7 protein-coding genes are annotated in these 13123 nt (G+C 71.3%); all 7 read right to left on the minus strand.

Features of this window, described 5'->3' with window-relative positions; genetic code table 11:
• Nucleotides 1-2 precede the first annotated feature (2 nt).
• Entirely contained in the window at nucleotides 3-3965 is a 3963-nt protein-coding gene (gene eccCa / locus AC5Y6X_RS24095; protein ID WP_499989637.1) for a type VII secretion protein EccCa, read from the minus strand.
• Nucleotides 3962-5587, minus strand: a complete 1626-nt coding sequence (gene eccB / locus AC5Y6X_RS24100) for a type VII secretion protein EccB (protein ID WP_499989638.1) — start codon at nucleotides 5585-5587, stop codon at nucleotides 3962-3964. Before eccB ends, eccCa begins: the two co-directional genes overlap by 4 nt.
• Complete coding sequence (eccA, locus tag AC5Y6X_RS24105) at nucleotides 5584-7437, minus strand: type VII secretion AAA-ATPase EccA (RefSeq protein ID WP_499989639.1); 1854 nt, start codon at nucleotides 7435-7437, stop codon at nucleotides 5584-5586. The genes eccB and eccA overlap by 4 nt, the downstream gene beginning before the upstream one ends.
• A gap of 298 nt (nucleotides 7438-7735) precedes the next feature.
• On the minus strand, nucleotides 7736-9241 hold the full coding sequence (locus tag AC5Y6X_RS24110) for a PPE domain-containing protein (RefSeq protein WP_499989640.1): 1506 nt from the start codon (nucleotides 9239-9241) through the stop codon (nucleotides 7736-7738).
• A 168-nt stretch (nucleotides 9242-9409) separates the two neighbouring features.
• Complete coding sequence (locus AC5Y6X_RS24115; RefSeq protein WP_499989641.1) at nucleotides 9410-10315, minus strand: class I SAM-dependent methyltransferase; 906 nt, start codon at nucleotides 10313-10315, stop codon at nucleotides 9410-9412.
• Between the two features lie 10 nt (nucleotides 10316-10325).
• Nucleotides 10326-11921, minus strand: coding sequence for a PPE family protein (locus tag AC5Y6X_RS24120; RefSeq protein WP_499989642.1), 1596 nt, complete (start codon nucleotides 11919-11921; stop codon nucleotides 10326-10328).
• A 236-nt stretch (nucleotides 11922-12157) separates the two neighbouring features.
• Nucleotides 12158-13063 carry an oxygenase MpaB family protein gene (locus AC5Y6X_RS24125; protein WP_499989643.1) on the minus strand — a complete coding sequence of 302 codons (906 nt, stop codon included), beginning with the start codon at nucleotides 13061-13063 and terminating at the stop codon, nucleotides 12158-12160.
• Nucleotides 13064-13123 lie beyond the last annotated feature (60 nt).

Here is a 13123-nt window from a genome sequence, read left to right on the forward strand (position 1 = left end):
GGCTACTCCTGTCCTCTCTGCGTTTCACTGACCATCACGGACTCGCCAACCAGCGGGTTGACCAACTGCACGTAAGCGGGACTGTCGCTGTCGCCCAACAGGATTGCCCGCCCGGCGGGCAACCGGCCGAATCGCTGGCCCCGGATCTTGCCGCTGTCCTGCGGGTTGCCCGCGAGCATCAGCGTGGTCGCCTGCAGGTCGTTGAAGCGGCGCAGCAACGGGTTGGTCATCAGCGCGTGGCCCGACCCGGTGGCGCGCGCCGTGACGATCACCCGCAGCCCTAGGTCGGCGGCCTGCGACAGCTGGCCGATCAGCGGGGTCCACGGCCGCTGCCCGATGTGGGGGCCGCTCATCGCCGGGGCGTCCGGCACCTGGTCGACGTCGTCGATGATCAGGTAGTGCGTGTGGCCCTCGAAGGTCCAGCGCGCCAGGTCGGCGGGCGACAAACCCGCGGGCGGGCGCCGCGACTCGATGAGGTTGGCCAGCCCCAGCATCGCGGGGACGATCCGGTCGATGTTGGCGGTGTACTCGTTGTCGGGGAACAGCGGCTCGTCGACCAGGTGCAGGCGCCGGTCCAGCACGGTGAAGGCGACCTCGTCGGGCGTCGAGTTCTCGCGGATGGTGCGGATGATGTGGCGCAGCAGCGTGGTCTTGCCGGACTTGCTGTCGCCGAACACCATCAGCAGCGGGTTGTCGGCGAAGTCGAGGACGACGGGCGCCAGGTCCTCTTCGCGCTGGCCGATGACCACCTTCTCCGGGCCGCGGTACAGCGCCCCGACGGCCTCGGGCGCCAGATTGGTGGGCAGCAGCCGGACCGGCGGCGCGGCCATGCCGGGGTAGCGGGCGTTGATCGCGGCTATCTGGTCCAGCTCCGGAGCCGCGAACAGGAAGTGCTCCGCGGCCATCGTCAGCCCGCGGCCCGGCTGGTCGTGCGGCACGGCGTCGGCCGGGCGGCGCAGGGCGCCGACCACCCGCACGTTGCTGTCCCGCGCGTCGTGCAGCCGCAGCTCCAGCCGCAGCCCGAGGCCGTCGCGCATCGCCAGCGGCACCTCCAGCCAGCTCGGCGTGGTGATGACGACATGGATACCGTACGCCAGGCCGATGTTGACCAGCTCGGTCACCTTGGCCAGCAACGGGTTTCGGGTGTTGAACTGGTCGGTGTTGTCGCGGCCGAACGCGTAGAGGTTGTCGATGACCAGGAACACCTCGCCGAAGCCGTCGTCGGGCGCCGAGCCGTGCTTGTCGCGGAACATCTCCCGCCGCTGCCGCGACAGCAGCAGCTGCTCCAGCTCGCCGAAGGTGCGGCGGATGCGTTCGGGCTCCAGCGCCGAGGCGACGCTGCCGACGTGCGCCAGGTCCTCCAGCGCCCGCAGCTGCCCGCCGCCGTAGTCGAGGCAGTAGAACGTGACGTCGCGCGGCGAGTGCAGGCTGGCGGCCGACATGATGAAGGTCTGCAGCGCGGTCGATTTGCCCGACTTGGCCCCGCCGTGGATCACCATGTTCCCGGCCGACGACGTGGCGTCGAAAACCAGTGGGTCGCGGCGCATCTCGAAGGGCTTGTCGATCTCGCCGAGCGGCCAGCGCCACTGCCGTTGGCCTATCCCGGCGCGGGCCAGCGCCGCGGTGAGCGGGATGGGCTCGTCGAGCGGCGGCAGCCACAGCTGCGGCGCCCGCGGCCCGTAGCGGGCCAGCTGCTCGCCGATCGTCGCGATCAGCTTGCGCGGCGGCCCGGTCGGCTCCTCTTCCTCCGAGATCACCGTGGTCTGATCCGGCTCGACCCGCTCGGCGGTGAACAGCTTCGGCTCCGGAACGGACTGCACCACAAGCGCTTTGGCCTTCTGTGGCGGGTCGTAGATCCCGTCGACATAGGTGCTGCGGAACTTGACCGGGGTCGCGCCGGGGGCGGGCACCAAAAAGCCCACGCCCTTGTGCTCCTTGCCGGACTCGATGTGGTAGGCGTCCTCCACGCCGATGATCTGGCGAGAAACGCTGGGGCTGGCCACCTTCAGCCCGATCCGGTACGAGGTGTTCTTGTCGATGTCCTTGATCTTGCCCACGTCCAGCGTCTGGGACGCGAACAGGATGTGGATGCGGAACGAGCGGCCCTTGCGGGCCACGTAGTCGAACAGCTCCGCGTATTCCGGGTGATCGGCCAGCATCAGGGTGAACTCGTCGGCGACCACGAACAGCGTCGGGATCGGGGCGAGGTCATGCCCGGCCGCGATCGCGTTCTCGTACTCGACCACCGAGTTGAACGCGCTGCCCTGGACCCGGCGGCCGGCCTCGCGCAGCAGCGTCTCGCGGCGCGCCACCTCGCCGCGCAGCGTGTCGGCGAACCGGTCGGCCAGCGACTTCTTCTCGGCCATGTTCGAGATCACCGCGACGACCTGGGGGAAGTCGCGGAAGCTGTCCGCGCCGGCCTCGCCCTTGAAGTCGGCGTAGATGACGATCAGCCGGTCGGCCGAGTGGGTTGTCAACAGCGACAACAGGATCGACATCAGGGTCTGCGACTTGCCGGACCCGGTCATGCCGATCATCAGGCCGTGCGGACCCATCCCGCCCTCGGCCTCGTCCTTGAGGTCGAAGATCAGCGGCTCGCCCGTCGCGGTGACCCCGATCGGCACCCGCAACTCGTCGTCGCGGCTGCGCGGCGCCCACAGCGTCGGCACGTCGAGCTGCGACGCGTCCGGAATGCCCAGCAGCGTGGTGAAGGTGGCGCCGCGGGTGGCCGCCGAGCGCAACCCGGTGTGGGTGGGGTTGGAGTCCCACCGGGACAGCTGGCGGGCCAGGTGGGCGGCCTCGTCGGTGCCGAATCGGTCGGCGGCGTCGATGTAGCGCTGCCAGCCGCCGGTCTGCCAGCGGTCGATGGCCCCGTGCGCGACGCGCAGGATCGGCCTTTCCGGGTCCGAATACTGTTCGCGGTGCGGCGGGGTGTCCGAGCGGTGCACGACCGTGACGCCCGCCCGGCCCAGCGCCAGCGTCGACGCGTTCACGTCGAAGTCGGGGTCGTCGACGACGATCAGCAAGTGGCGCAACGCATCCGCGGGCTCACCCGTGAACGCCGGGCGATCGACGAGGGCCGGTCCCAGCAGCGAAACCAGCTCGTCGGGCTTGCCGGACAGGTAGCGGGCCGGGCCGACGCCGTCGACCTCAGCGGGAATGTCGACGTGCGGCAGCCACTTCAGCCAGGACCAGTCGGGGCCCTCCAGGTCGCGGGCGGCCAGCGCCACCCCCAGCACGGTCGGGTCGTGCCAGGTCACCGCCTGAGCGATCCACGCGCGCAGCGCCGCCCGCACCTCGTCCGCCTCGCCCAGCACGGTGATCCGCGAGACCTTGGTCAGGTCGATTCCCGTCGGCACGTCGCGGACGGTGCGCTGGGTGTCCAGCAGGCTGCGTAAAGCGCTGTGCGACACCGGTTCCAGGTCGATCTCGTCGGCGGCGTCCTTGACCCGCAGCGCGGTGGCCAGCGGCGCCTGGTGCCGGCCGGCCCGCAGCACCAGGAAGTCGGCGTCGTGCGGGTCGCGCTCCCACTGGCGGCGCGACCCGGGCACCGTCGCCAGCGCCGCCGGATCCGGATGGGACCACTCCGCGGCCGCGCACTGCTCGGCGGCCTGGGTGCGGATGTTGTCCCGCACCACCGACAGGTAACGCAGGTAGTCGGCCCGCTCGGCGTCGACCTCCTCGGTGCGGGTCTTGTTGTCGTTGCCGCGATACAGGGCGGTGGCCGCAAGCAGCAGCACGAACGGGAAGAACAGGGTCTGCGGGGAGATCAACCGCATCCCGGTGGCGAACAAAGCGACGACCATGCCGACGATCAGGATCAGGATCAGGTAGGGCATCGCCCGCCGCAGCAGCGACGGCGGAATCACCCGGGGCAGCTCGGGCGGCGGCTCGATGCTGATGCTGCCCTTGCGGGTGCTCGGCGGCGCCAGCCTGCGGCGCGCCTCGAAGATCAGTCGGCTCATCGGGGTTCTCCTTCGGCCGACACCGGCCGGGCGGGCCTGCTGTCGGGGGGCAGGCCGTCGTGCGCCAGCAGCGCGTCGGCGCGCGACAGCGTGGGGCCGTTCGCGAACAGCGACAGCATCGACCACGGGATGGGGATCGCCGGGGTGCTCAGGCCAAGGGCCTCAACGGTTTTGCCGTGTCCGACGGCACCGCTTGCGCTGCCGGCCTCGGTGTCGATGCCGTAGCGCACCCCGGTGTCGGAGACCCAGAACAACGCGCCGGTGGGCGGTGCCGTCGGGCCGCCGCCCACGGTCTGGGTGAAATAACCGGTGCCGGGCGCCAGGGCGACGCGCGCGGCCGTTGCCGGGGCGCCGCCGCCGACCAGGTCGAGGGTGCGCACGCCGTCGGGCACCGGCAGCGCGGAGCCGGACAGCAGGCTCAGCGAGCTGGTGGCCGCCCCGGCCGGCTTGCTCCAGTACGCGCACGTGACGGGGTCCTTGGCCGCGTCGACGACGGCGATCTGGCGGTCGGGATAGCGCGTGGTGTCCAGCATCCGCGACACCGGGAGCTTGGCCACCTGGTCGGCCCCGATCCGCGGCGGCTGGTCCAGCCCATAGGAATTGGTGTTGCGCAGGATCGCGGCGAGCACCGGCGAGATCGGCTGCAGGCCGTCCGGCAGCACGGCGTAGTAGCGCGGGGTGCCCGACGAACTCTGGTCCAGCGCGTAGGACACCACCACCGCCCCGATCGGCGCGGGCACGCCGAAGTTGGTGGGGGCGCCGGCATTCGGGATGCCGGGCGCCGCCAGCGGCGGGGCTTCGGGTATCGCGTTGAACAGGCCCGCGGCGACGGCCCGCGGCGCGGGCACGTCCGCGGCTCCCAGGCCCAGCGCGTTGGTGACGGCGTGGTTGGCCAGGTCGATCTGGCTGCGCCTGCCGTCCCACAGCAGCCACGTGCTGGTGCCCTTGTCATTGGTGAAGTCGGCCAGGACCGCCTGCCCGGGTCCCAGCGTCGCCGCCCGGGCGCCGCGGCTGTCCGGTGGCCCGGCGATGACGGTGACGCCCGTGCTGTGGGCGGTGTGCCCGCCCGGGGCCGGCTCGCTGACCGCGTCGCACACCGTCCAGTTGGCGTCGTGGGAGGGGTTCTGCACCATGCGCTCCGGTGCGCCCGGGATGCCGATCAGGTTGCCGCGCGGAAACCGGTCCAGCTCAGTGCTTTTCACCGTGGTGGGGTTGACCGGATGACCGACGATCAGCCGGGCCGACGTCAGGTTGAGCACCGGGTGCAGGTCGTCGCCGACCCGCACGTAGAGCGCGGCGGTGGATCGGTCGGCGAGCACCGCGTTGTTGCCGACCTGCCCGTTGGGCCGGATCAGCGAGAACACGAAGCAGCCCGCCAGGCCGGTGACCAGGATCAGCACGCCCATCAGCACCGCGCGCGACTGCGTGCGCAGCGGGTCGACCAGCATCCTGGTGTCGTGCAACGCAATTCCGGAGGCGATGCGGCGCATCACGAAACGCCAGCCGGTCACCTGGTGTCGGGTGACGAAACCGCGGCGGTAGGCCACCCGGTCGGGGTTGTCGTTGACCGGCGTTCGCGAGGTGAACGAACGCCGTTCGTCTGGTTGCTCCGGGTTGGTCATGCCGGCACCGACAGCCCCAGGCCGCGCAGCAGCGGCTCCACCGAATTGCTCACGTCCTCGTCGGTGATCGTCATCAATTCCTCATCGGTGAACGCGCCGGTTCCGGCCTGTTCCGAATGGTCCAAACGGAATTCGCGTTCCTCCTCGGAGCGTTCGACGATGTTGCGGACGAACCGGCCGTTGCCCGCGATGTCGAGGCTGCGCCGCGAGATCCCGTTGGCGTCGGGCGTCGATTCGGCGGCCAGCTTCGCGAACAGGGCCTCCATGTGGTCGATCGCGGATTGTTCGAAGATGCTGTCTCGCTGTTCGGCCATCTTGTGCGCGATCTCCACCAGCTCGTGCGGCGTGTACGACGGGAAGTCGATGTTGCGGGTGAACCTGGACCGCAGACCCTCGTTGGTGTCCAGGAACTTGTCCAGGTCCGCCCGGTAGCCGGCGATGATGACGACCAGCCGGTCGCGGTCGTTTTCCATGCGGGCCAGCAGCGTGTCGATCGCCACCAGCCCGAAGTCGTTCTTGGCGCCCGTGGCCACCAGCGCGTAGGCCTCGTCGAGGAACAGCACACCGTCCAGCGCGCTGTCGATGATCGCGTTGGTCTTGGCCTCGGTCTCGCCGATGTGCTGGCCGATGAGGTCGGCGCGATGCACCTCCCTGATGTTTTCCCGCTTCAAAAGGCCTAGGCCGCAATAGATCTTGGCGACCACGCGGGCGATGGTGGTCTTGCCGGTTCCGGGTGGCCCGGCGAAGACCAGGTGGTGGGTGCGCTGCGCGACGGTGAGCCCGCGCTGCTTGCGCACCAGCTCCATGGCCACCGAGCTCTTCAGCCGCGACACCTGGTTCTTGACCTCGTCCAGGCCGATGAACTCGGCGAGCTGGCGTTCGGCCTCCTGCAGCAGGACGGCCTTGCGTTCGTGGGCCGCGGGATCGACGAAGTCCTCCGCGCTGGGCTCGGTCTCGGGGTCCCACGGATCGGTGCGGGCCTCGATGCGCGCCGCGGTGGTGGTGACGATCCCGAAGCTGGTGTCGGACAAGGCCTGTTCGACTTGCTCGTTCTCGGGGTGGGCCGCGTACAGGTCCTGCAGGACCTCGCCGGCCGACTCCTCGTCGACGTGGGCGCGCAGCACCAGCGCCTTGGCCAGCGCACCGTCCAGCGCCGCGATCGCGACGGGCCCGTCGGGCTCCTCGAGATACGACAGGGCCGGCGCGAACATGCCCAGCCGGGCCAGCGCGGTGCCCAGGGCGATCTTCGCCGCGTGGGCGAACGCCGCGTCGAGGTCGGAATCGTTGACGATCGGGGTCAGCAGCTTGACGACGTCCGACCAGCGCTCCGCGCGGTAGTTGATCACCACCGAGACCCAGCGGGCCTCACGCCAGCCGGGGCGGCGCCCGGTGACCTCCGAGACCAGCCGGTCGGCGTCGGCGAACTTCCCGGCATCCGCCAGGGCCGCGGCGTAGGCGAGCGCGAAGTCGTCCGGTCCGGTGGCCCGGAACTGCAGATACAGCCCGGTGTCGTAGCGGAAGCCCAGCGCGCCCGGCGCCAGCTCGACCTCACGCTGCAACACCCCCGCGGTGCCCGCGGTGCGCCACACCGCCTCCAGCACCCGGATGGACAGGTCACCGGCCGCGGCCAGCCCGGTCCAGGCGTCGCACTGGTCATGAGCGATGCGGGTCAGCGCGGTGAAGCCCGAGCGCGCGGCCGCCAGGTCGGCCGGGCGCCGGCGCTCATAGATCGAGATGCCGAGCGCGCGGCAGCAGGTGGCGAAGCGGCTGACGATGTCGCTGTCCACCCTGCCGTCCGGCCGAGAGTTGACGGGCTGAGCTGCCAGCATGCCCGTGTCACCGCGTTCCACGGCAGCTTCTTCCCATGTGTATGTAGCCTCCCCTAACCTGACCGCCTGAAGTTAGCATTGCATAAGCTAACTGTCGAGACGCTTGGGCTCCCGTGATCCATCGCTTGGTCCCCGCTCCATGAGGCCCTGATCAGGGCATTCCCGCCTGGCACCGGGCCCCCTTCCGGAATTCGCCCGCCACGCAGGGCAGCTTACTGAAAACGGTTTTCATTAGCAAAGCCCCCTTAGTCGCGACGGACCCGGGGGACGAACACGCAGCCAGTAGTCGGCCGTCGGCCGGGCAAAGTTCCCGGCTCGGTCAACGGTCCGGGTCCGGTTGGTCCGGCTGCCAGGTGCCGGGAACCATGGGCAGCGCCGGCCCGTCCCCGAACTCGTCGGCGGCCAGCGTGGTCAACCCCGCGGCCGCGGCCGTCTGCGCGCGCGCCGTCCCGGCAAAGCCCTGGGTCCCCGCGCCCCGCTCGGACGCCACCGTCGAGGCTTCCGGTTCCTCGGGTTCCGGGTCCACCTCCGATTCGGCGTCCACGCCCAGGAATTCGTAGCGGTGGCCGCGGCTGTGCTCGTTCATCGCCGCCCGCCTGCGCCGGCGCGCCCGTCGCTTCTCGCGCGCCGACGCCGCGGCCGCCGCCGCGGCGGCGGCGGAATCGGGCTGGGGCGCCTTGCGCCGTGCGCTGCTGCTGACGCCGGCGCCGACCCCGATGCCGGGCCCGCCGACCAGGTAGGGGTAGGCCGCTCCCTCGGCGCCGGTGGGCGGCGGCGGTGGGCCCGCGGTCGCCGGCACGGAGGTGGGCGCGGGCGCCGGGGCCGACGCCGGGGCGGACGACGGCGCGGGGGCCGGGGCGGCGGACGCGGGGGCGCCGACGGCCGGTGCGCCGATGGCGGCCGGCGCGACCGGCGGCGCCTCGGGCAGCGGTGCGGCCGCGGCGGCGGGTGCCGGGGCGGCCGCGGGCTGGATCCCGGCCAGCAGGCCGAAGCTCGCGATGCCGCCCGCGAATCCCGCCGGCACGGCGAAGGGAACGGCCGCGAGCTGGGGGAAGGTCTGCAGGGCCTCGCCGAGGTGGGTGAATTCGTCGGCGATGAGCAGCGGAATGTCGCGGAACAAGTCCGATATGGCGTCGGCCGGGTCGGTGGGAAATTCGGCCAAATCCCTGCCCAGGGTTTGGAATATCTCGGTGAAGCGATTTATCCACCAGCTCAGCTGGGTCGGGTCGCCGCCGTCGTTGTCGACGATGCCGCCGTCGTCGTCGCTGTCGCCGCCGCCGTCGTCGGCGTGCATGATGACCGGCGCCGGATCGGTTTGCGGCGCCGCTGCCACCGCCCCGGTGGACACGGCCTGATAGGTGGTCATCGTGGTGGCCGCCTGCACCCACATCCGCGCGTAGTCGGCCTCGTTGAGCGCGATCGGGATGGTGTTGATCCCGAAGAAATTCGTCGCCACCAACACCGCGTGGGTGGCATGGTTGGCGGCCAGCTCGCCCAGGGTGGGCATCGCGGCCAGGGCCGCGGTGTAGGCGGTGGCGGCGACCTCGTGCTGGGTGGCCACCGCCGCGCTCTGGGCGCCGGCCCGGGCCAGCCAGGCCAGGTAGGGCAGGTGCGCGCCGACATACTGCTGTGCGCTCGGGCCGTCCCACGACCCGGCCTGTACCGCCGCCAGGACCCCGGTCAGCTCGTCCGCCGTCTCGGTGTAGGCCGCGCTCAACGAACTCCACGCGCCGCTGGCCGCCAGCAGGCCGCCGGGCCCGGGCCCGCTGCTCAGCAACGTCGAGTGAACCTCCGGCGGCGATGCCATCCAAACCGGCGCGGTCATTCTCGGCCTCCCGCGACCACGCGCGACGATGCCGCCATCAGGGCTCCTCCGGGATCAACGGCCGCCCGGGCTGTCAGGCGGCGCACGCATCAGCCCGTTAGTAGTCGGGGCGCGGCACCGGAAAGTTCCCGGGCGCGCTCAATTCATCGGAAGTTCTTCGGTCCGCGGTTACGCCTTGACGGCGCTCACCAGGGTGTTGCGGGCGATCATCGGGCCGGCCTCGTCGTCCGGTCCCGGCACGGGCCGGCCGACCTCGCGGAGGTAATCGGCCAACGGGGTGCCGACCGCGGTCCAGCCCCGCCCGCCGAACCATTCGGCGGCCGGCGCGTGCCGCTCGTTGTAGACCAACCGGAAGAACAGGCGCTGGTCGCCCTCGGCGGCCGCCGCGCGTTCCTGCTCGACGGCCTCCTCGAACTCGTCGGGCGGCAGCGGCGCGCCGTCCTCGACCGCGACGTGGCTGCCGTGCCCGGCGAGGCCGTCGATGCCGTTGAACAGCTGCTCCTCCGCGTCGGCCGGCAGATAGATCAGCAGGCCCTCGGCGATCCACGCCGACGGCATGGCCGCGTCAAACCCGCTGTCCCGCAAGGCCTGTGGCCAATCCTCCCGCAGGTCGACCGCGATCTCCCGGCGCTCGGCGCGCGGTTGCACGCCGTGCTCGACGAGCACCTCGCGCTTGAAATCGAGGACCGCCGGTTGGTCCAACTCGAAGATCGTGGTCCCGGCCGGCCAGTCCAGCCGGTAGGCGCGGGAGTCCAGCCCCGCCGCCAGGATCACCACCTGCCGCACCCCGGCCTCGGCGGCCCGCCGGAAATAGTCGTCGAAGTACTTGGTGCGGGCGCCCTGGAAGTTGACGAAATGCTCGCCGAAGTCGGCGGTCTTCAGCGGGTGGTCGGGGTCCTTACCGTCGAGAACGTCGGCCGCGTGACCACCGACCGCGCGGCAGAACAACTCGGCGTACTCGTCGACCACCAGCGGCTCGGGCTTCTGCGCCTCGAGCGCCCGGGCGGTCGCGACGAACAACGCCGTCGAGCCGACACTTGTTGTGATATCCCAACTATCGCCTTCGCTACGCACCCAACCGACACTACGCCGACGGGCCGGGGCCTCCCCGCTCGTCGCCCCCCTCCGGGTCCCAGCTGCCCGGCAGCATCGGCATCCGCGGGCCGCCGCTGAACTCGTCGCCGGCCAGTGTGGTCAGGCCCGCCGCCTCGGCGGCCCCCTCCCGGGGCGCGGTGCCGGCGAAGCCGATGTTTCCGGCGCCCCGCTCCGACGCCATCGCCTCGGCGCCGGGCGGTTCCCCCCAGTCGGGGTCGACGTCGACATGCATGTCGGCGAACTCGTCGGCCTGCCCGCGCCGGTGCGCCCGCTTCCGCCGGCGCTCCCGCGCCGCCTCGCGCGCCGACGCGGCGGCCGCCGCCGCGGCGCTATCCGGTTCCGGCGCCTTTCTTTTCGCGCTGGCGGCGGCGGTGGCGCCCAAGCCCGCGCCGGCGCCGAGGCCCGGCGGCCCGACGACGTATGGCGGGAAGAATCCCGGCGCGCCGGTGGCCGGCGGCGACGGCGGCGGGGCCGGACCGGCCGCGGTGGCCGTCGCGGTGGGAGCGGGTGCGGGCGCCGGCGCCGGGGCGGGAGCCGCCGTCGGCGCGACGGCGGTCGGGGCCGTCGCCACGACCGGCAACACACCGGGCGGGGCCGCGGCGGGGGCCGTCGCCGGGACGACCGCGGGCTGCGGCAGCGCGGTCAGTCCCGCAAGCCCGGCGAAGGCGCCGATGGCCCCGAAGGGGGCAACGGCCGCGATGATCGCGGGGGCCAGCAACTCGGGTTGGCTGCCGAAGATCTCGAGGATGTGCGTCGGCCAGTCGAACAGCGCGAGTTGAACCAGGTACTGAAACGCCAGGGCCGGGTTGTGCACCAGGTAATAGCCGAATTGTTGAAAATCCTCGAAGAGTTCCAGAGCCCGGACGACCCAGAAGAGCGGTTGACCCGCGTTCGTGTAGGCGTCATACGGCAGCCCGTTGACGGTGCCCTCCGCGGGGTTCCAATCGATCCCGAAGTTTTTCAGGATGTTCGCGATGAAGTCATCGAGTGGATTGTCCACCGTGGGGTCGGTGAACGTGCCTCCCGAATCTTGTTTCGACGCATCGGATTTGACGATCTGCGGCGCCGGCGCGGTTTGCGGCGTCGCCGCCAGCGCCGCGGTGGAGACCGCGTCGTAGGTGCTCATCGTGGTGGCGGCCTGCACCCACATCCGCGCGTAGTCGGCCTCGTTGAGGGCAATGGGGATGGTGTTGACCCCAAAGAAGTTGGTGGCCACCAACATTCCGTGCACAACGTGGTTGGCGGCCAATTCGCCGAGGGTGGGCATGGTGGCCAACGCGGCGGTGTAGGCCGCCGCCGCGGTCTCGTGTCTGGCGGCCCTGTCCGCGCTGGCGGCGCTCGCCCCCGTCAGCCACGCCAGGTACGGGGCGTGCGCGGCCGTGTACGACGCGGCGCTGGGCCCCTGCCACGCACCCGCCTGCACCGACGCCAACGCCGCGCCGAGCTCCTGAGCCGCGGCGGCGTATTCGGTGCTCAGCGAGTTCCAGGCCCCCGCCGCCGCCAGCAGCGGCCCCGGCCCCGGGCCGGCGCTGAGCAGCGCCGAGTGCACCTCCGGCGGTGAGGCGATCCAGATCGGCGCGGCCATGGTTGCTCCTCGGGCTGGGCGGGTCTACCGGACCCGCGACAGACCAAGGAGCTTAATGAAAACGATTGTCGTTATCAACGGCGGCGTGCCGGGGGCTCGCCGCGGGCTACGCGCTTGTGTCGTGAGTCGCTAGTTCGCCGGCAGAATTCGCTTCGACTCGCCGAGCGTGGGGGATATGGACGAAAGTCCGTCGTTCTGTGTGCATATCCCCCACGCTCGACGCGGTTTCGACCGCGCTAGACCAGCGGGCGCCCCGTCCGGATCCGGCGATCGACGTCCCACAGCAGGACGTTGAACGGGAACCGCCGGACGAATCGCGGCAGGAGGCCGTTCACGGTGCGCAACACCGCCATCAGCCGGTCGAACCTGCGCTGCCTGGCGGCGTCCCACGGCAGCCGCATCTCGTCGCGAAACCGCTGCGGCAAAAACCCGGTGGTGATCAGCAACGCGAAGTTGTCCGACGCGCGTTGCAGCGGGCCCGGCAGCTTCACCCCCCGCATGCGGCCCGCGGCGATCGGATACAGGTAGTCGCGGACGGCGTCGTCGATGTGCACCTTGTCCAGCGACTCCTGCCAGTACCGGTCGAACGCCGCCCGGTCCGGCGGCCACATCTCCGGCGGCACCTGCAACGTGGTGGCCAGCGACATGCCCTCGCGGTAGTGCCGCTCGGCGTCCTCGCCCTCCAGCTCGCCGATGAAGATGCGATAGATGTCGACCCCTCCCTTGTACAGGCACGCCCCCACCCACAGCTGCAGGTCCACGTCGAACGCGTTGTATTCGACCGGGCTTTCGGGCGTGGAGTACACCTGCGCGTGGGCGCGGTTCACCGCGCGGCGAAACGCGTCCTTCTGGGCGTCGCTGCCCGCGGTGGCCACCGCGAGGTAGGTGAACGTGGTGCGCGCCCGCTTGATGGGATGCAGGTCCACCCGGCCGCTGTCGACGCGACTCTCCAGCACGCCGTAGCCGACGCCGGGCCGCGCCAGTTGCATGATCACGTTGGCCGGGCCGGCCAGCAGCGCCACGCCCATCAGGCCCTCGTCGATGCCCAACGACCGGATGCGCCGTCGCTGCCGCCGCGGGCGGGGCGGATCCGCGACCGCGCGCTCGACGTGCCGCTGCCGGACGGGTTCGTGAATCGCCAAGGTGGACCTCCCGGTAGCTAAATGTGCGAACGCTTGTTTCCTGATATTGCCCGCGTGGCG

Source organism: Mycobacterium sp. NGS26 (assembly GCF_059813025.1).